This is a genomic window from Streptomyces sp. NPDC002809 (assembly GCF_040295435.1).
Lineage (GTDB): Bacteria > Actinomycetota > Actinomycetes > Streptomycetales > Streptomycetaceae > Streptomyces.
The window spans coordinates 152,777-171,693 of sequence record NZ_JBEOVJ010000009.1 but is presented as its reverse complement, the minus strand read 5'-3'; the positions used below and the strand labels follow the sequence as shown (position 1 = coordinate 171,693).

At 70.6% G+C, this 18,917-nt stretch carries 14 protein-coding genes; 8 read left to right on the top strand and 6 right to left on the bottom strand.

The genetic code is table 11. The annotated features are described in order from the left end of the window. Positions 1-737: xylose isomerase (xylA, locus tag ABT025_RS08875; protein ID WP_350991452.1), on the bottom strand; the 737-nt coding region annotated here is incomplete at its 3' end. A 268-nt stretch (positions 738-1,005) separates the two neighbouring features. Between xylA and xylB the strand changes: the two genes are divergently transcribed. Then, entirely contained in the window at positions 1,006-2,550 is a 1,545-nt protein-coding gene (gene xylB / locus ABT025_RS08870) for a xylulokinase (protein WP_350991450.1), read from the top strand. A gap of 62 nt (positions 2,551-2,612) precedes the next feature. Next, positions 2,613-4,868, top strand: coding sequence for an alpha-xylosidase (gene yicI, locus ABT025_RS08865; RefSeq protein WP_350991448.1), 2,256 nt, complete (start codon positions 2,613-2,615; stop codon positions 4,866-4,868). Between the two features lie 60 nt (positions 4,869-4,928). Here yicI and ABT025_RS08860 read toward each other — a convergent pair whose 3' ends face one another. After that, positions 4,929-5,771 (bottom strand): helix-turn-helix transcriptional regulator, encoded by an 843-nt coding sequence (locus ABT025_RS08860; protein ID WP_350991446.1) that lies wholly within the window; start codon positions 5,769-5,771, stop codon positions 4,929-4,931. A gap of 210 nt (positions 5,772-5,981) precedes the next feature. Between ABT025_RS08860 and ABT025_RS08855 the strand changes: the two genes are divergently transcribed. From ABT025_RS08855 to ABT025_RS08835, 5 genes are all read left to right on the top strand, one after another. Beyond that, positions 5,982-7,004: an aldo/keto reductase gene (locus ABT025_RS08855; RefSeq protein ID WP_350991444.1), complete on the top strand. Its 1,023-nt coding sequence runs from the start codon at positions 5,982-5,984 to the stop codon at positions 7,002-7,004. 207 nt (positions 7,005-7,211) lie between these two features. Beyond that, the gene (locus ABT025_RS08850; protein WP_350991442.1) at positions 7,212-9,425 is read left to right on the top strand and encodes a hypothetical protein; all 2,214 of its coding nucleotides are present in this window, start codon (positions 7,212-7,214) and stop codon (positions 9,423-9,425) included. A gap of 56 nt (positions 9,426-9,481) precedes the next feature. Then, positions 9,482-12,532 (top strand): phage tail family protein, encoded by a 3,051-nt coding sequence (locus tag ABT025_RS08845; RefSeq protein WP_350991440.1) that lies wholly within the window; start codon positions 9,482-9,484, stop codon positions 12,530-12,532. Beyond that, positions 12,502-12,975: a hypothetical protein gene (locus tag ABT025_RS08840; protein WP_350991438.1), complete on the top strand. Its 474-nt coding sequence runs from the start codon at positions 12,502-12,504 to the stop codon at positions 12,973-12,975. Before ABT025_RS08845 ends, ABT025_RS08840 begins: the two co-directional genes overlap by 31 nt. A gap of 120 nt (positions 12,976-13,095) precedes the next feature. Beyond that, positions 13,096-13,995 carry an aminoglycoside phosphotransferase family protein gene (locus tag ABT025_RS08835; RefSeq protein ID WP_350991436.1) on the top strand — a complete coding sequence of 300 codons (900 nt, stop codon included), beginning with the start codon at positions 13,096-13,098 and terminating at the stop codon, positions 13,993-13,995. 260 nt (positions 13,996-14,255) lie between these two features. On the opposite strand, the gene ABT025_RS08830 is transcribed toward ABT025_RS08835, so the two are convergent. Beyond that, positions 14,256-15,299, bottom strand: a complete 1,044-nt coding sequence (locus tag ABT025_RS08830) for an SGNH/GDSL hydrolase family protein (RefSeq protein WP_350991434.1) — start codon at positions 15,297-15,299, stop codon at positions 14,256-14,258. 379 nt (positions 15,300-15,678) lie between these two features. On the opposite strand from ABT025_RS08830, the gene ABT025_RS08825 reads away from it, so the two are divergent. After that, entirely contained in the window at positions 15,679-16,320 is a 642-nt protein-coding gene (locus ABT025_RS08825; protein ID WP_350991432.1) for a histidine phosphatase family protein, read from the top strand. Positions 16,321-16,341: 21 nt separating this feature from the next. On the opposite strand, the gene ABT025_RS08820 is transcribed toward ABT025_RS08825, so the two are convergent. Genes ABT025_RS08820 through ABT025_RS08810 form a run of 3 tightly spaced genes read right to left on the bottom strand, consistent with a single transcriptional unit; the run spans position 16,342 to position 18,904 of the window. Continuing rightward, the gene (locus ABT025_RS08820; RefSeq protein WP_350991430.1) at positions 16,342-17,835 is read right to left on the bottom strand and encodes a hypothetical protein; all 1,494 of its coding nucleotides are present in this window, start codon (positions 17,833-17,835) and stop codon (positions 16,342-16,344) included. A gap of 29 nt (positions 17,836-17,864) precedes the next feature. Beyond that, positions 17,865-18,074, bottom strand: coding sequence for a DUF397 domain-containing protein (locus ABT025_RS08815; protein ID WP_350991428.1), 210 nt, complete (start codon positions 18,072-18,074; stop codon positions 17,865-17,867). Continuing rightward, positions 18,071-18,904, bottom strand: a complete 834-nt coding sequence (locus ABT025_RS08810) for a helix-turn-helix domain-containing protein (RefSeq protein WP_350991426.1) — start codon at positions 18,902-18,904, stop codon at positions 18,071-18,073. Before ABT025_RS08810 ends, ABT025_RS08815 begins: the two co-directional genes overlap by 4 nt. Between the last annotated feature and the right edge of the window lie 13 nt (positions 18,905-18,917).

The following is an 18,917-nucleotide window of genomic DNA, read 5'->3' as shown; positions in this document are numbered from 1 at the left end:
ATGTGGAAGAGCTTGCCCGCCCACAGGGCCTGGGCGATGCCGTGGGCGAAGTTCAGCCCGGCCATCTGCTCGTGGCCGACCTCGGGGTTCACGCCGTACATCTCCGGGCGCTCCAGGCGCTCGATGAACGCGAGGGCGTGGCCGACCGTCGGCAGCAGGATGTCGCCGCGGGGCTCGTTCGGCTTGGGCTCGATGGCGAACTTGAGGTCGTAGCCCTGGTCGACGACGTAGTCGCCCAGCAGGTCGAACGCTTCCTTCATCCGGTCCAGCGCGTCCCGCACGTCCTTGGCACCGCCGGACTCCGCACCTTCGCGGCCGCCCCAGGCGACATACGTCTCGGCGCCCAGCTCGACGGCGAGGTCGATGTTGCGGATGACCTTGCGCAGCGCGAAGCGGCGGACGTCGCGGTCGTTGGAGGTGAAGCCGCCGTCCTTGAAGACGGGGTGTGTGAAGAGGTTGGTGGTGGCCATGGGGACCTTGAGACCGGTGCGGTCCAGGGCGTCCTTGAAGCGCGCGATGATCGCGGCGCGCTCGCTGTCCGAGGACCCGAACGGAATCAGGTCGTCGTCGTGGAACGTCACACCGTGCGCGCCGAGTTCCGCGAGGCGCTCGACGGACTCGACCGGGTCCAGGGCGGGGCGGGTGGCGTCACCGAAGGGGTCGTTGCCTCGCCAGCCGACGGTCCAGAGCCCGAAGGTGAACCGGTCGGCGGGGGTGGGGGTGAAGCGATTCGACATTCTTCTGCCTCTTGTCGACATGGCCCGGGCGGCTGCTCTGCCGTCCGACCGATTTGTTTTCTGACAGTACTAATACGGCATCCTGACGTTTGTTTCTAGACCATCCCGGTGACACATCCGTCACATAGGGGCAACTTGCGAGGCCCGTAGGGGCTCGAAGTCCCCATTGGGGCGGCCCACAGGGCCTTTTCGACCGCAGTCGAAGCGCTTCGAAGATTATTTGTTTTGTGTACGATCAAAATCGGGACCCACAGGAACGAGGTACGACATGCCGTCGCGACCAGCCAGGAATCCGGCCACCGCACCGGTATCGGCCGTCATCGGCGTGGACAGCTCCACCCAGTCCACCAAGGCCGCCGTCGTCGACACCGCGACCGGCCGGCTGCTCGCCGTGGGCCGCGCCCCGCACACCGTGACCGGCCAGGGCGGCGCCCGTGAGAGCGACCCCGAACAGTGGTGGCAGGCCCTGCGCACCGCCGTCACCGCCGCCCTCGCCGAATCGGGCCTGGACCCCTCAGCGGTCACCGGGATCGCTGTGGCCGGCCAGCAGCACGGACTCGTCACGCTGGACGCCGACGGCAACCCGCTGCGCCCCGCCCTCCTGTGGAACGACACCCGCTCCGCCCCGCAGGCCGCCGCCCTCACCGCCGCACTCGGCCGGGAGGGCTGGCTGGACCGCACCGGATCGGTGCCCGTCGCCTCGATGACCGCCGCCAAGTGGATGTGGCTCCGCGAGAACGAACCGGCCAACGCCGCCGCGACCGCCGCCGTCCGCCTCCCGCACGACTTCCTCACCGAGCGGCTGAGCGGCGCCGCCGTCACCGACCCCGGCGACGCCTCCGGCACCTGCTGGTACGACCCCGCCACCCAGGGTTACGACCCCGAGCTGCTCGCCCTCACCGGCATCCGCGCGGACATGCTGTCCACGGTCGCCGCCACCGGAGCCACCCGCGCCGGACACCTCACCGCCGAGGCCGCCCGCGCCCTCGGCCTGCCCGCGGGCATCCCCGTCGCCGCCGGCACGGGCGACAACATGGCCGCCGCGGTGGGCCTGGGCCTGGGCGCCGAGGGGCTCCTCGACCACCCCGTCGTCAGCCTCGGCACCTCGGGCACCGTCTTCGCCGCCACCCGCAACATCCCGCACTCCCCGCTGCTCGCCGACTTCGCCGCCACCGACGGCACCCGCCTCCCGCTGGGCTGCACCCTGAACTGCACCCTCGCCGTGGACAAGGTCGCCGAGCTGCTCGGCCTGGACCGCGAGGACGCCGTACCGGGCGGCGAGGCCGTGCTGCTGCCCTTCCTGGACGGCGAGCGCACCCCGGACCTCCCGGCCGCCTCCGGGCTCCTGCACGGCCTGCGGCACGACACGACCCGGCAGCAGATCCTCGGCGCCGCCTACGAGGGCGCGGTCGTCGCCGTCCTGCGCGCCCTGGACGAGCTGCCGCTGGTGCCGGGGCGGTCGACGTCCGCCCCGTCGCACGAGCAGACGGTGACCGCCGCGGCACCGGACGCGCCCGACGCGCCGCTGCGCCTGATCGGCGGGGGAGCGCGGGGCACGATGTGGGTGGAGACCGTGCGCCGGCTGTCCGGCCGTGCGGTGATCCTCCCGGACTCCGCCGAACTGGTCGCCCTGGGAGCGGCCGCCCTCGCCGCGGGCGCCGCCACCGGGCGCGACCCGGTCGCCCTGGCGACGGAGTGGGGCACCGGCGAGGGCCGCGAGCTGCCCGCCGTACCGCGGGACACGGCCACCTGGGACCGGGTGACTGCGGTCCTCGACCGGGCGACGCCCGCACTCCTGACGACGCACTCCTGACGACGGACCCCTGAACGACGTACCCCGCACGCCCCCGTACCACCGGCTAAGGAAGACCCCCCATGAAGTTCACCGACGGCTTCTGGCAGATGCGAGACGGTGTGAACGCCTCGTACGCCACCGAAACCCGCGACCTCCGCCTCGACGCCGACCGCCTCACCGCCCATGCAGCCGTCAAGCGCGTGACGCGGCGCGGGGACACCCTGAACGCCCCCCTGATCACGGTGGAGGCGTACGCCGCCGCCGAGGGCGTCATCGGTGTCCGCGTCACCCACCTCTCGGGCAAGCGCCGCCCCGGCCCGGACTTCGTCCTCCCCGGCGCGACCGGGGACACCACGGCCACCACCCGCGACGACGGCCCCACCGCCGAACTCACCAGCGGCCCGCTCACCCTCCGGCTCCCCACCGAGGGCGGCTTCGGCCTGGAGTTCCTGGACGCGGACGGCCGCGTGCTGACCTCCGCCGGACGCAAGGGCACCGCCTTCGCCACCGTCCAGGACGGCGGCCACCACATGTTCGCCCAGCTCGCCATCGGCGTCGGCGAGACGATCCACGGCCTCGGCGAGCGGTTCACCCCGTACGTCAAGAACGGCCAGGTCGTCGACATGTGGCAGGCCGACGGCGGCACCAGCAGCGAACAGGCCTACAAGAACGTCCCGTTCTACCTCTCCTCGCGCGGCTACGGCGTCTTCGTCAACCACCCCGGCAAGGTGTCCTTCGAGGTCGGCTCCGAGGCCGTCGGCCAGGTGCAGTTCAGCGTCGAGGACCAGACGATGGAGTACTTCGTCGTCGCCGGCCCCACGCCCAAGGACGTCCTCACCCGCTACACCGCGCTCACCGGCCGCCCGGCCCTCCCGCCGGCCTGGTCCTTCGGTCTCTGGCTGACCACCTCGTTCACCACCAACTACGACGAGGCGACGGTCACCTCGTTCGTCGACGGCATGGCCGAACGCGGCATCCCGCTCTCCGTGTTCCACTTCGACTGCTTCTGGATGCGCGAGTACCAGTGGTGCGACTTCGAATGGGACCCGGACACCTTCCCCGACCCGGCCGGCATGCTCGCCCGCCTCAAGGCCAAGGGCCTGAAGATCTGCGTCTGGATCAACCCGTACATCGCGCAGAAGAGCGCCCTGTACGCGGAGGGCGTGGAGAACGGCTACTTCGTCCTCACCCCCGAGGGCGACATCTGGCAGTGGGACAAGTGGCAGGCCGGCATGGCGCTGGTCGACTTCACCAACCCCGCGGCCACCGCCTGGTTCCAGGCCAAGCTGAAGACCCTCCTCGACCAGGGCGTCGACGGCTTCAAGACGGACTTCGGCGAGCGCATCCCCACCGACGTCGTCTGGCACGACGGCTCCGACCCGGAGCGGATGCACAACTACTACACGCACCTGTACAACAAGGCCGTCTTCGACATCCTGGAGAAGGAGCGCGGCCAGGGCGAGGCGGTCCTCTTCGCCCGCTCCGCCACCGCCGGCGGCCAGCAGTTCCCGGTCCACTGGGGCGGCGACTGCTGGTCCTCGTTCGAGGCGATGGCCGAGTCGCTGCGAGGCGGACTCTCCCTGTCCCTCTCCGGCTTCGGCTTCTGGAGCCATGACATCGGCGGCTTCGAGGGCACCCCGGACCCGGCGGTCTTCAAGCGCTGGCTCGCCTTCGGCCTGCTCTCCTCGCACAGCCGCCTGCACGGCTCCTCGTCGTACCGCGTGCCGTGGGAGTTCGGCGACGAGGCGGTCGCGGTCGCCAAGCAGTTCACCGAACTGAAGCACCGCCTCATGCCGTACCTGTACGGAGCCGCCGTCGAGGCCCACCGCACCGGCGTCCCCACCATGCGCCCGATGCTGCTGGAGTTCCCCGACGACCCGGCCACCCGCACGGTGGACCGCCAGTACCTGCTGGGCCCGGACCTCCTAGTGGCGCCGGTCTTCAGCGAGGACGGCCAGGTCGAGTACTACGTCCCCGAGGGCACCTGGACCCACTTCCTGACCGGCGAGACCGTCAGCGGCCCCGCCTGGCACCACGACACCCACGGCTTCGACAGCCTCCCGCTCCTGGTCCGCCCCGGCGCGGTCCTCCCGCTGGGCGCGGACGCCTCCCGCCCCGACGGCGACTGGACGCAGGACCTGGAGCTGCGCGTGTACGCCCCCGAGGGGATCGGCGACTTCACCCGCACGGTGACGGTCCCCGACCTCACGGGCGCCCCGGCCGCCACGTACGAACTGGTCCGCGAGGGCGGCACGCTCCGCGTCACGGCGGACACGGACCGGCCGTACGAGGTCGTGGTCGTCGGCGACGCGGCGCCGGAGGTCGTCAAGGGCTGAGGACGAGGCAGGCCCCTCCGGCCACAGTGCCGGGCCGGAGGGGCCTGCGGGGCGGTTCGGTCAGCCGCGGGTCAGGTCCTGGAGGCCGACCACGCGCAGCAGTTCCAGCCGCTCGTGGGACGGGCTGCCCGGACGGGCGGTGTAGACGACCAGCCGCTGGTCGTGCTCCGGATTCAGCAGCACCTCGCAGTCCAGCTCCAGCAGGCCGACGACCGGGTGCAGGAAGCGTTTGACGTCGGCGCGGCGTACCGCGACATCGTGGGTGTCCCACAGCGCCGAGAACTCCTCGCTGCGGGCGCGGAGCCTGCGTACGAGCTCTGCCAGCCGCGCGTCGTCGGGGCGGCGCGCGGCGGTGGCGCGCAGATCCGCCACCGCCGCGCGGGCGGCACGGTCGCGGTCCTCGGCCGGGAAGAGCTCCCGAGCGGAGGGGTCGGTGAAGTAGCGCCAGGTGGCGTTGTGGTCCGCCTCGGGGCGGGCGGACGCGTCACCGTGGAGCGCCTTCGCCATCGCGTTCTGCGCGAGGACGTCGCCGCGGTCGCTCACCACCTGGGCGGGGGTGTCGGTCAGCCGGTCCAGGACGAGAAGCAGCCCGGGGCGGACATGCTCGGTCGTCGGCCGGTTGCGTGGGGGCTCCTCACCGGCGAGATGGAACAGGTGGTCCCGTTCGTCGCCGGTCAGCCGCAGCGCGCGGGCCACGGCGGCGAGCATCTGGCGGGACGGGCGCGAGCCCCTGGCCTGTTCCAGCCGCGTGTAGTGGTCCGTGGACATGCCGGCCAGCTGCGCGACCTCCTCTCGGCGCAGCCCGGGGGTGCGCCGCCGCGCGCCCTGCGGCAGCCCCACGTCGGCAGGGGCGAGCCGGGTACGGCAATGCCGCAGGAAGTCGGCCACTTCGGTTCTGTCCACACCTCCACCATGCCCCCGGACTCCGGCCGCAGCCAGGGACAGCCCGTCCCCGGACAAGCACGTCTCTCCCGCCGACACCCGGCCCGCCGCACGCTGGAAGCCGGATGCCGCGTGCCACATGCGGTATCAGTACGGCAGCCGTAATCGGCGTACGCGGACTCACCGGCATGACCGTCCACCTGCATGTTCACGGAGAGAGGGAGATTTCCCATGCGCTACCGCACACTCGGCCGGACCGGGATCAAGGTCAGTCCCTACGGGCTCGGCACGCTGATGCTCGCCACATCCATCGGCAACCCCGACCCCGACGACTCGGCCCGCATCATCCACAAGGCGCTGGACGCGGGAATCAACCTCATCGACACCGCCGACGCCTACGGTGACTCCGAAGAGGTCGTCGGCAAGGCGCTCAAGGGGCGACGGGACAACGTCGTCCTCGCGACCAAGGTGAGCCGTCCGACGGGAGACGACCCCAACCAGCAGGGCGCCTCACGGCGCTGGATCGTGACCGCGGTCGAGAACTCACTGCGCCGCCTGCGGACCGACCACATCGACCTCTACCAGATCCAGCGGCCGGACCCCGCCACGGACATCGAGGAGACGCTCTCCGCGCTCTCCGACCTGATCCACAGCGGGAAGGTCCGGGCGATCGGGACGTCCACGATGCCGGCGTCCGACATCGTCGAGGCCCAGTGGGTCGCCGAGCGGCGCGGCCTGGCACGGTTCCACACGGAGCAGCCGCCGTACTCGCTGCTCAACCGCGGGATCGAACGCGAGGTGCTGCCGGTCGCACAGCGCTACGGGATGGGCGCGCTGGTGTGGGGACCGCTCGGGCAGGGACTGCTCACGGGGCGCGTCCGCAAGGGCCGGCCGAACGAACTCCGACGCGCCGGCTTCTTCAAGCACCTCAATGACGAGCGCCGCCTCGACACCGCCGAGCAGTTCACCGCGCTCGCCGAGGATTCGGGCCTGGCGCCGAGCCACCTCGCCATGGCGTTCGCGATCGCCCATCCGGGTGTGACCAGCGCGATCATCGGTGCGCGCACGATGAGCCACCTCGACGACCTTCTCGCCGGCCTCGACGTGGCACTCACCGACGACATCCTCGACCGGATCGACGAGATCGTTCCGCCGGGCACCGACGTCGGCACGCTCGACCAGGCATACGTGCCGCCGGCTCTTGAGCGGGCGAACCTTCGCCGCCGCCCCGCAGGTGAACGCACCGCCGCCTGAAGGCCGGTGGCAGACGCGTCCTGCCGCTTTTGCCCCTGCGAGGCCAATTGAGCGGAACTGACGTAGCGTCACGTTGCAATGGCAGCCCCGCGCGCGTCGCTCGAGTGCAGGTTGCTGACGATGTGTCACACAAAGCTTGTGAAAAGTTCGGTGACGGCTTCGCCGGTCAATGTCGGGTCCCCTTCGCAAGGGGGCGGGTACTCGCCGGTGGCGGTGTTCCGGAACCCGTCCACGGTGCCCTACGGCGCTCCTGCGGGATCGGGCGCGGCCGAAGCGGTGTTCGTGGACGCATCCGGGGTCCTGCGCCACCTCTCCTCGAACGGCGGGCTGAGCTGGAGCGTGGCGGGTCTGACAGGCGGGCCGTACACGCTGGGCGGTGGCGACGAGCGTGCAGGGGGGATCGTCGCCGTCACCGGGTGCTCCGGCGACCCGGCCACGGTCAACGTCTTCTGGACCGACGAGTCCGGGACGCTCGGGCAGCTGGAGCTGACCGCAGGCGGCTGGAGCGACTCGCCGCAGTACCCGGTGGGACAGGTGCCGATCGTCAACGGCCTGAAGGTCGCCTATTCCCCGCCGGTCGGCGACGACCCGCCGCGCCCGGTCCTGTACGGCGCACAGAACTCCTCCACCATCGTCGTCACCGCGTTCAACGGCAACGGCTGGATGCCGTACCAGAACTTCAGCGACTGGTCCCTCGCGCCGCAGTACAACGGGACGGTACTGGCGCCGACCGCGGCGGGGACCGGGACGAGTGGCTATCCGCACTTCAACGTGTTCTTCAACTCCAGCGGCTCTCCCGGCGTCACGCAGTTCTCCGGCTCGGGGGACGGCGTCCTGACGCCGTGGCACACCCTCCGGTCGCCCGGTCTCAGCGGCAGGGCGGGCGTGGCCGGCGGCGTCTTCCCGGGAGGGCTCGTGGCCCTGACCCAGGCGTACTCCGAGGGCGAGCCGCTCATCCCTGCCTGCGTCTACCTGGACGAGCAGCCGGACGGCGAGCGGAACCTGATGGTCTGGCCGGCCGGGTTCACCGGGGCGATGGCGCTGCCGGTGCCGAATCTGGGGTGCCGGCTGGCCGTCGCCGGACAGTCCGTGGCCGGCCTCAACACGACCGTGTACGTGATCGGCTCCGACAACAGCGTCTACGCCATCCCGCAGATCAGCACGTGCTTCAACGCCCAGACGCCGATGATGGGCCCGGCCTCGCAGATCTATGCCGGCGGATCCGGAACCGACCCCGTGCAGCTCGCTCCGGACCAGGTGCCGGGCGACGCCCCCGCCCTGTTCGTGGTCGGCGACGACCAGAGCCTCTGGCTCTACGAATCCTCGGGCCGGCCAGGCAGCTACAGCGCCACATTGCCCGGCTGCACCGGCCAGTGGTCCGGATACCAGGTGCGGCAGAACGCCCCGCTGCCGCCCGTCGAGCTCGTCAGCCCTGTACCCGCCGGTACGGCGCTGCCCACCGGTTCGAGCGTCAGCACGCCTCTGAACACCATGCTGACGGTGCAGCCGACCGGTCTGCTGCTCACCACGGGCGACACCCCGGTGTGGACCCTGCCCCTCGACGGCGTCGGCGGTGCGATGCTGACCCAGGGCGCCGATCTGACCGTCGTCGACGTGTACGGCGACACGCTCTGGGCGTCGGGAACCGGCACGTCCCCGGGCGCGAGCCTGAAGATCGTGGACTCTCCGCCCAGCGTGCAGATCCTCGACGGCAACGGCTTCCCGTTCTGGTACTCGAACCGTACGCAGGGCCCGTGTTCACCCGGAACCCCGATCGGCCCCGGTGCTCAGATCGCCGCCGACGGAGTGGTGCTGGTCATGCAGCTCGACGGCAACCTGGTCCTGCTCGACCGGTCAAGTCAGCCGGTCTGGAGCACCGGCACGGACGGGAGCGGCGGCAACACCCCCGGGCACTGCGCCGCCTTCACCGAGGCGGGCATGCTGGAGGTCTACGACAGCACCGGGGCGAACGTGGTGTGGAGCTCCGCAGCCTTCGGGGGCAGTCCCGGTGACAGCCTCACGCTTTCCAGCGACCCCGAGCCCTGTCTGGAGATCACGTCCGGCGGTTCCCTGGTCTTCCGGGTCGGCCGGCCGCCGACCGGCGGCGACGCCACAGGCTGCCCTCCCGGCTGGTGGTTCACCCCCGGCACCGGCATGACCGGCGACGGAGGATCCCAACTGCTCATGCAGGCTGACCGGTTGCTCTTGTGGGACCAGATCGGGACGGACTACTGGTCGCAGCCCGGATCGGGCGCCGTGTTCACCACCGACGGCGATCTGCAGCTGCTCGACGGTCAGGGCGCCGCCATCTGGAAGGCGGGGGTGAACGGCGCCCAGCTCATCGTGGACAAGTCTCCCGGCACGCTCTGCATCGTCGACGACCACGGCAACAACCTCTGGACCGTCCCCCCGTCCGGCTGACCGCGTGCCGACCGCCGAACGCCCCCGAAGCCGCCGCCAACTTCCGGAGACCGCCCGTGAGTACGCCGTACCCCAAGATGCCGTTCAGCGCGCAGGTCAGCAGTGTCCTGATCCAGGACGCCGTCAACACCAACAGCGTCATGGTCAGCCTCGATCAGGACCTTCCGCAGAGCGCGGCCCCCTGGGTCGGCACGTTCTGCAACCCCTTCAAGAACGGGCTGGCCGAGGCCTTCGTCATCACCGACACCGCTTCGGACGGGGCATCGAACAACGGCACATACGCGCTGAACCACCTCGCCCAGGACCCCACCGCGGTGCACGGCTGGACCCTGACCCCCATCTCCGGCATCCCCGACGGCTACAGGCCGGCATCGGTCGTCTCCTGCATGGCCGGCGGGTTCCCCAACTTCCTCTGCACTCTGGAAGACGCCGATGGGGCGTCGGGCACGATGTGGCACGGCTGGCTCGACGCGGACGGCAACGTCTCCTCTGAGACGCTCGAATTCCCTGGCGTGGTCGAGGTGTCAACGCTCAAGGTGGCCTACTACGATCCCGCCGTCCACGGCCCGAACAACGGTCCTCTTCCGACAACCGGCGCAGGTCCGTTCCCGATCGTCTACACCGTGGTCCCCGACGCCGTCGACTCCTATCCGGTTTACGGCACACTGAGCTTTGACGGAGGAAGCTGGAACGGCACCACCTTGATCTGGCCCGGGCCCGGCTGGGACACCCCCTTCTCCGACTGGACGCTGTTCCCGGTCCCCGGGGAGTTCGGCAACTGGGACCTGGTCTTTGCCAACGGGTCGTCGTCCGCCGGCGCGTCGCTGTTCTCGATGGAGCGGCGCAACAGCGACGACCTGGTCTACCAGGACCCGTATTCCAGTACCGGCACACCGGTCTCGCCTCCACCGGTCACGGCGGTTCGGTCGTTCGCCGGCGTCTGCTGGGAAGGAAGCGAGTACGGCTCCCGGCCGCTGTACGTCGATGCCAACGGCGTGCCGTTCCTCTACGACGCCGAGTACGGCAGCATCGTGCTGCCCGTGAACACGAGCGGCACGATCACCGCGGCCCAGGCCGTCACCGACAGCGCGGGCATGACCTCGGTGTTCTTCACCGACTCGGACGAGAACCTGTTCTTCCTGACGCAGACGGGCTACTTCACCAGCGGCTCCGCGCCGGACAAGTACACGATCCAGTGGGCGCCCAGCGTCGCGATCGCCGCCGCCTCCACGGAGAGCGGCGGGGTCAACGAGGGCTGCTCCGCCCTGTATCCATCGCTCTTCCCGGGCGACCCGCCCACCCTCTTCACGGCCAACGCCGCAGGCGAACTGAGGTTGCGTCAGCTCAACCCGGCCACCGACGCCGGCCCGGGCGGCTGGATGAACCACACCCCGTCCCTGGCCCAGGTGATGACGTACGAACTGGCCACGTACCGCACCCAGTTCACTCTCACCGACGTCAACGGGCTGCCGGTGGGCAACCGGAGGATCGAGGTCACCGCCTCGACGGTTACCGGCGCGGTCCTCAACGGCACCGTTCAGGTGATCGGGCCCGGCGACGGCCAGTCCGCCACCGTCACCACGACAGCGGCCGGCACCGCCACCGTCGCCCTCGTCGCGAGCGACTTCACCCCCGCCACGCTCACCTTCACCGACGCGCCCGGCCAGTCCGGTGCCGACGCCGGAGAAGGCCCCGCGTTCGCGACGCGGGCCGCCGCCCCGGCCGCCCCGGTACAGGCCTACCTCGCGGGCAGTTCCGACGGCGTCAGCAACGGATGCCTCGGCACCACCGGCTCTCTCCCGTACATGGGCAGGGACAACACGACCTTCACCCCGGACACGATCTCGGGGGCGCAGAACCCGAACCCCGCCCGTCCCGGCAGTCTGTTCCCCGGCGTGCAGGGCGACAACCCGGTCATGTCCGCCGACCAGGCGCACACGGCGATCCAGAGCCTCATGGCCAAGGGAACCGGCCGGCCGAACCAGGGCCGGGCGTCCGCGAAGGACACGGACGGCGCCCTGGCGGGATTCATCATCAACCGCGACATCGTCACTGGCCGGCCCCGCTACCAGGAGTTCCACGACGCCGACGCCTACCGGCGTGAACTGGCCCACCACAACACCGTCATCGGCGAGAGCCTGTGGGGTGACATCGAGCGCATCGCGGACAGCATCTGGCAGGGCATCAAGTCGGCCGCGATGGAGGTGTACCACCTCGGCGCGAACCTCGTCGACGGGATCGTGCAGCTCGCGGTCAAGATCGGTGACGCGATCGTCAACATCGGCAGCATCATCATCGAGGGCATCGAGGACGCGGTCAACGTCGTCATGGCCGTCTTCTCGGCCATCGAGGCGTACGTCAAGGACGTCATCGACTTCCTCAAGGCCCTGTTCGACGGCAAGGCCGTCTTCGCCTGCCAGAAGGCCCTGGCCCAGGCGCTGGACGACACCATCGACGCCGTGACCGCGGCCCTGACCAACGCCCGGACGAACCTCGGTCCGCACGGGACGTTCTTCTCCGATCTCACGGCCGACGTCCAGGGCTGGTTCGGGTCGGCCGCCACGGGCATCGGTTCCGGCACGACGCTGGGCACCACTCCCACGTATCAGCAGTACGCCGCACCGAGTGGCGTCACGGGCAACACCACCCCGATCGCGCGGACGGGCACCAGCGGCACGGCGGTCTCGCCGTCCGACCTGACAGCGAGCCCGCACGCCCACTACCTGACCCACAAGTCCTTCGGTGCGGTCCCCCCGGTGGCCGGCGGCAACGACGGCACGCGCGAAGGCGGCCGTGCCCAGGCGCGCCCCGGCCCGGCCCCGCGCACGTCATCGGCACCATCGTCGAGGGAGAGTCCGCGAGCCTGGCCTGGCCCCCGGTCTCCGCCGACCAGGGACGCTCCGGCGACCGCGGTCCCGAACTCACCGGTACGTGGTTGTCGATCTACTACGTCGGCGGGGCGTTGTGCAGCGTCGTCGAGGGCTTCTGCCTCATGTACATGGACCTGTGCTCGGCGGGCGGCCTGTCCTGGTCGGACGGCTGGAAGGAATTCGGCAGTGCTCTCACCGCGCTCGGGATGGGTCTCAACGTGCTGTCGGTCGCGCTGACCGTCCCGCTTCCCCTCGACAGCCTCAACGCCTGGCCGATCGCCGACTGGGCTGCCGGAGGCCTCTTCGCCACCCTCTCCACGGTCGGCTGGCAGCTGTTCAAGACGTTCTGTCTGAACGACTATCTCAGTGGTCTGGAGGCGCCGGAAGCCGAGTCGCTCAAGCTGTTCGCCTTGTCGGTGTTCAACATGATCCTCGGTCTGATCGATCTCGTCGTGAACATCGTCGGCGACTGCGTGGGGGTCGACGACTGGACCGCCGATCGCATCCTGTCCGCCATCAGCGCGGGACTCGGCCCGCTGGCCAACATCTTCTCCCCGCTCGGCACCCAGCCCCTCCAGGACCTGTTCGGGAAGGACGTGGCGCGGGCCCCGCCGGTCGCCGACGTCACGAGCTACGTCGTCGGCGCGATCATCGGCCTCTTCGGCAACCTGGAGGTGTAGGCCGTTCGTCCGGATCACGCCGGAGGGTCGGGCCCGGCCCGAATCGGGTTGACGGGCGCGTCCCGGCTGAGGTCGGATGTCGGGCGGACAGACAGGACCACCCGCTCCAGGACGGCAGGGATGAGCACAGACAGGATGCACGCCGACGAGCCCGGGATCGACGACTTCCTTGTGCAGCAGCTGATCACCGCGCAGTTCCCGCGCTGGTCCGGCCTCCCCGTCGAGCGCGTCGGCGCCGCCGGTACCTCCAACGTGATGTACCGGCTCGGTGCGGACATGGTCGTGCGGCTTCCCCGTACCGCGGGCTCGGCCGACGACACCACCACGGAGCACCACTGGCTGCCGCGCCTCGCGCCCGCGCTCCCGGTCGCGATCCCCGTACCCCTGGGCGCGGGTGTGCCCGGCGAGGGCTACCCGTGGCCCTGGTCCGTCTACGGCTGGCTCGACGGGAACTGCCCCGCGGTCGGCGACACGGCCGAAGCCGCCCCGCTCGCCCGGGACCTGGCCCGCTTCGTCACCGCGCTCCACCGCGTCGACCCCACCGGCGGGCCCCCCTCCTACCGCAGCGAAACCCTGGCCTCCCGGGACTCCGCAGTCCGTGCCGCGCTCGACGACCTGCACGCCGACCTCGACACCGGTGCGGCCGCCGAAGCCTGGGACACGGCCCTGCGGGCACCCGCACCGACCGGCCCGCCGGTCTGGATCCACGCGGACCTGCAACCCGGGAACATGCTGACGGCTGACGGCCGGCTCACCGCCGTCATCGACTTCGGCTGCCTCGGCCTGGGCGACGCCGCCGTCGACCTGATCGTGGCCTGGTACGTGCTGCCCGCCGCGGCGCGCGGCACCTTCCGTGACGCGGCCGGGGCTGACGACGCGGCGTGGGCGCGGGGGACCGGCTGGGCGCTGTCGATCGCGCTGATGGAGCTTCAGTACTACCGGGAGACCAACGCGTTCATGGCGGACACCGCACGGCACGTCATCGCGGAGATCCTGGCCGACCAGCGGCAGCGCGCGTAGGCAGTGTGCCGACGGTGCGTGTCGAGTCGTACCGATCCGCAACGGGCCGACGCCGGTCGGTGGGGCGAGGCCGAGACCCATCCGGGCCGGCTCCCGAACGGATCTGTCGACGAGCCTCCGGGGGCCGTCCGATACCGACAGGTCACGGAGCTTGAGAGCTCAGCAGAGGCCAACGAAGCAGGGCCCGCCGGTCGGGACGCCCCGGACCGCGCTCTGCACGCGGGTACCGGGGCTCCGGCGTCGGGGTTCGCGACGGGTGGTCAGCGTTCGAGGAGGGAGATGCGAATGGCTCGTTCGACGTGGGCGGCGGTGTTGGCGTGTCCTGCGGCGTTGGGGTGGACCAGGGTGGCGCGCTTGTTGACGAGAGCGCAGTTCAGCAGGGTGCCGACGACCTTGGTGGGCCAGTAGTCCTCGGCGTCGCCGCAGATGCCTTCGACCCACTTGGTGCCCGCGGGCCGGCAGGCGTCGTGGCCCACGCTGGAGGAGTAGACGTCGACGTAGCGGTCGCCGAAGAACGTCGTGACCCGCTGGATCGTGCTGTTCAGCTTCTCGAGTACGTCGTCACGGAGCCAGTCGACGTCGGCGTGGGTGATCGAGCCGAGCTCGGTGAGGGAGAGACGATTGCAGTCACTGCCCTGTGCCGGCAGTACGGCCGGGTAGCCGACCGTGATCACCTTGGCGTTCGGCGCGGCCTGGTGCACCCTGGCCAGCATCTCGATGTACTCGTCCTGCACCCGGGCGAGCTTGTCCTGGATGCTCTCCTCCCCCTCGGGAGGATCGGTGTAGTGGTCGCGGCAGGACTTGCCGGTCGCACCCTGTGCGAGGCACTTCAGGAGGATGTCGCCGAAGGGCAGGCTGTTGCCGCCGACGCCGATGGTGACGATGTCGGTCTGGTCGTCGAGCCCGGCCCGCCGGGTCTGTGGGTCCACCGCCGGCCAGCCCCCTTCGGGTGGCTGGACCGGACTGATCGGTGCTTGCCTGGCCGTGGCGATATCGGCGATGGTGGCGTTGCCACAGCTGACGTCGGTCAGGTGGACGGGCCTGCCCGGCGGGAACTCGGCGAGCTCCCGGTCGACGACGTCGGGGTAGGAGTTGGTGGTGCGGTCGCAGCCGTCCCGGGAGGCGTCACCGAGTGCGGGCCGTGGATCGCCGACGAAGACACCGGCGGTGTACGAGTCGCCCAGCGCGGCCCACTCGTACTGATCAGCCGCACCGGCGGAGCCGACGGGCACGAGCGCGGACGCCGCCAGCGCCAGCCCGACGGCCAGTGCTCGCGTGCGCAGGCGGGAGACAGTGTGTCGCATGGATCCTCCGGGATCTGCAGAAGACGCCCCCAGGGCCGAACGTGCCGCGGGGGTGGAAGGCATCTCGGCCAAGATCATCCACACCGGCAACCTGTCCCTTTGACGAATCGGGCCCACCAACCCCGATCGAGCTAAATGATCAGATCTTTCGTGCCGCCGCATGCCGCATGCCACCTGCCGACACCCCCACTCAGGGCAGCCGACTGGACAACGACATTCCGGCGGTAGCTCTCGGGCCACCGCCGATACACGCCCGGGGTCCGGTCACTCCGGGCGCGCCCGCCCGCCTCGCCACGGCCGGAATGCGATCGTGGACCAGCGGGTTCTCACCATCGACAGCACGTGAGCGGTAACAGCACTGAGAGCGGATGGCCTTCACATGGGCGAGTTGATCCTGATCCGGCACGGCGAGACCGAGTGGTCCCGCAACGGACAGCACACGAGCCACACCGATCTGCCCCTGACGCCTCTGGGCGAGCGCCAGGCCCGAGCCCTCGCACCCCTGCTCGCCGACCGGCGCATCGCGCTCACCCTGGTCAGCCCCTCGGTACGGGCCCGGCGCACCGCCGAACTCGCGGGGCTCGCCGCGCCCCGCATCACCCCGGAGCTGCGTGAGTGGGACTACGGCGGCTACGAGGGTGTCACCACCCACGACATCCATCTCGCCCGCCCCGGCTGGAACCTCTGGACCGATGGCGTCACGGCCGGCCCCGAGGCCCACCCGGGCGAGACCCCCGCGGCCGTCGGCGAGCGAGCCGACCGGATCCTGGCCGAGGTCGGGGAAGCCGCCGAACGGGCCGGGGACGAGGACATCGTGCTCGTCGCGCACTCCCACTTCCTGCGTGTCCTGACGGCCCGCTACCTCGGCCTGCCCCCGGCGGAGGGAACCCTCTTCCAGCTCGCGACCGGCGCCGTGTCCCGGCTCGGCAGGGAGCACGGCCAGCCGGTCATCACGGCGTGGAACGTGACCCTGCCGGAGAGCCTGTTCCCCACCGCCGTCCCGGACACGCCGCAGCTCTGAAGGAGCCGTGGCCGCCCGGCTTCAGCCCTCGTCGGCGAACTCGTCGTCCGCGTACAGGTTTTCCAGGTTGGCGATGCACTCCGCGGCGACCGCGGCCGCGAACCGCGGGCAGGTCCAGGACTCCGCGCTGCGGGACTCCTCGCCCGCCGGGAACTCCGCCGGGTCCCAGAAGTGCGCCAGGCCGGCGCGGAACCCCGCACGCGGCAGCGCCGGGTGCTCGTCCTCGTGCGGGCACCCGGCGGGCAGGGGAGCCGCGGCGACGGCGCGCATGGTGGCCAGGACTTCCCGGACGACGGCGAGCGGAGGGCTCGGGTACGAGATGATCACCGCCTGGTGGGCGACGAGCAGCAGCACGGCGCGATCCCGGTCGTCGGACTGCTCGTGGCGACGGGCTGCCCACAGACCCAGGTCGTCGGCGTGCTTCTCGTTCCAGCTCTTGTGGTCCGTCCGTTCCACGAGCTTCTCGATGTCGAGCCGACCGTCCGCACGCAGGTATTCGGCGTCGGCGTGCGAGGTGTCGCGCTCCCCGAAGAGCTCGTCGCGCCGCTCGCGCAGCTGCGCCAGTGTCTCGTCCGCGATCTCCGCCATGAGGACCGGACACACCACCGCGTCGAGCGGGGCGTCCCCGCCCGACGCGATGCGGCCACGTTCGTAGATCTCCCGTCCGCCGGCACTGCTCAGGGTGATGCCGAGTGCCGCGGCGGACGGCCCGCTGTTCGGCAGCGCCGGGTGCCCGTCGTGGGCGCAGTCGCCGCCGGCGAAGTGCGGCAGCACCTTCTCCACCGCTTCGGCCAGGCCGTCGAGGACGGACTTCGTACGCACCATGCCGGAAACCGCGTACCAGGTCACCGCCCTGACCACCTGCAGACGCCCGGCGCGGTCCGCCGGGTCCGCGTGGGTAAGCTCCGACGCCTGGCTGCTGATCTCGTCGTCGATGTCCGTCCACGGCTTCGGGTACCCGTGCAGCAGCGCCGACAGGGTACTGATGCTGTCCTTGGCCTCCAGCGGCAGGCGGGGCGGCACATCCGTGACCGATCCGGGGCGGATGATGTCCAGACCGATCCGCGCGAATCCGGCCGCGTTGCGCGGGCAGCGCCACTCGCTCCGGGGCCGGTCCTCGTCCCAGTCGGCCGACTCGTCGGCGAGCGCGGGCAGCAGCTCGGCGAGGTAGGCGTCCTCCTCGTCGTCGTGGCTCTGGTACGGATGCGAGTCGTGGGGGCAGTCACGGTCACGCAGGGCCCTGTCAGCGGTTTCCATCACCGCCGCGGCCTGGTCTGCGACGCCTGCTCCGGGCAGCCAGGTGAGGTAGGGGGCCATCACCGCCAGCCCGATCGCCCACACGTAGGCCGACTCGCCACCTGGGTCGGAGGCGAGCTCGCCGACGCAGTCGAGCACCGTCCGGTCGTAGTCACTGTTGTTGGAGGTGTCGTAGTTCTCGCGTATGTCGTCCCAGATCTCGCTGAGTTCGTCGAGAAACATGTCGTCCACGTCGTCCATGTCTGTCACGGTCTTCATGACGCGCGACGGGCCCGGGGGAGTTCCCGTCAGAGCGAGCCGTCGCCGATGGCTGCGACGAAGGGGGCCCAGAGTGCCCTCGTGAAGGTGATCGACGGCCCCCCGGGGCCGGTCTTGCTGTCGCGTACGGGGACGATGCCGGGGAGGTTGTCGGCGATCTCGACGCACTCGCCGCCGTCGCCGTTGCTGTACGACGACGTGCGCCAGGCAGCGGTGCTCAGGTCAGGTGTGGTGCTCATGACTTCGCGAACTCCTTCGCCGCCGAGGCGATCCGGTCAAGGGACGCCTCCGGCGACAGCGCGGCAGCCCTGGCCAGATCGTATGCGGTGCTGTACTGCTCCACCAGCAGGGGTTCTTCCACGAGTTGGCCGCTGTAGGCGCCCTCCGTGTACACGACGGCGGGTGCCTCGGCGAACTGCATCAGCGTCATGGACGCATGCAGGAAGGGGTGCGCCCCGGCGGAAAACGGGAGCACCTGCGTGACGATGCGCGGGCGGGAGGCCGTCTGCTCGGCGAGATGGGTGAGTTGTTCGGCCATCACGACATTTCCCCCTACCGGCAGGAGCAGAGCGGCTTCGTGAATGACCACCCAAAGCACAGGCGTGGTAGGTGAGTCGAGAAGGCTTGTGCGTTCCATGCGTGTCCGGACGTGACCTTCGATGACGTCCTGGGTGGCGAACGGGTGGGACGCGCGGGTGAGCGCCCGCGCATACGACTCGGTCTGCAACAGGCCGAGGACGAGCATGGACGTATAGCTTCCGATGGAAGAGGCCTGGAGCTGGAGTTCAGCCGCATCCGCGAAGTACCCCGCCACCTTCGACGTCCGGGCCAGGAGGCACAGCCGCTGAAGGTGCTCGCCGCTCCCCAGCAACTCGTCCAGCGTGCGTGACAGGTCCAGTTGGGGACGTCGTTCCCCCGCTTCGAACAGCCCGATGTACGTGCCGGAACAGAACGCCCGGGAACCCAGCTCGCCCTGGGACATCCCGGCCGCCTCGCGCAGCCGGCGCAACTCGGCGCCGTAGAAGGCGCGGGGATTGGTGTACGGGTCCAGATCCTTCGGCTGAGGCATGAGCGGAATGTAG

Excerpts from the sequence above, each read along its gene's own strand:
- ABT025_RS08840 (WP_350991438.1), top strand. The coding sequence starts at position 12,502 with ATGGGTCTCAACGTGCTGTCGGTCGCGCTGACCGTCCCGCTTCCCCTC.
- ABT025_RS08820 (WP_350991430.1), bottom strand. The coding sequence starts at position 17,835 with ATGAAGACCGTGACAGACATGGACGACGTGGACGACATGTTTCTCGAC.
- ABT025_RS08855 (WP_350991444.1), top strand. The coding sequence starts at position 5,982 with ATGCGCTACCGCACACTCGGCCGGACCGGGATCAAGGTCAGTCCCTAC.
- xylB (WP_350991450.1), top strand. The coding sequence starts at position 1,006 with ATGCCGTCGCGACCAGCCAGGAATCCGGCCACCGCACCGGTATCGGCC.
- ABT025_RS08815 (WP_350991428.1), bottom strand. The coding sequence starts at position 18,074 with ATGAGCACCACACCTGACCTGAGCACCGCTGCCTGGCGCACGTCGTCG.
- ABT025_RS08825 (WP_350991432.1), top strand. The coding sequence starts at position 15,679 with ATGGGCGAGTTGATCCTGATCCGGCACGGCGAGACCGAGTGGTCCCGC.
- ABT025_RS08810 (WP_350991426.1), bottom strand. The coding sequence starts at position 18,904 with ATGCCTCAGCCGAAGGATCTGGACCCGTACACCAATCCCCGCGCCTTC.
- ABT025_RS08830 (WP_350991434.1), bottom strand. The coding sequence starts at position 15,299 with ATGCGACACACTGTCTCCCGCCTGCGCACGCGAGCACTGGCCGTCGGG.
- yicI (WP_350991448.1), top strand. The coding sequence starts at position 2,613 with ATGAAGTTCACCGACGGCTTCTGGCAGATGCGAGACGGTGTGAACGCC.
- ABT025_RS08835 (WP_350991436.1), top strand. The coding sequence starts at position 13,096 with ATGAGCACAGACAGGATGCACGCCGACGAGCCCGGGATCGACGACTTC.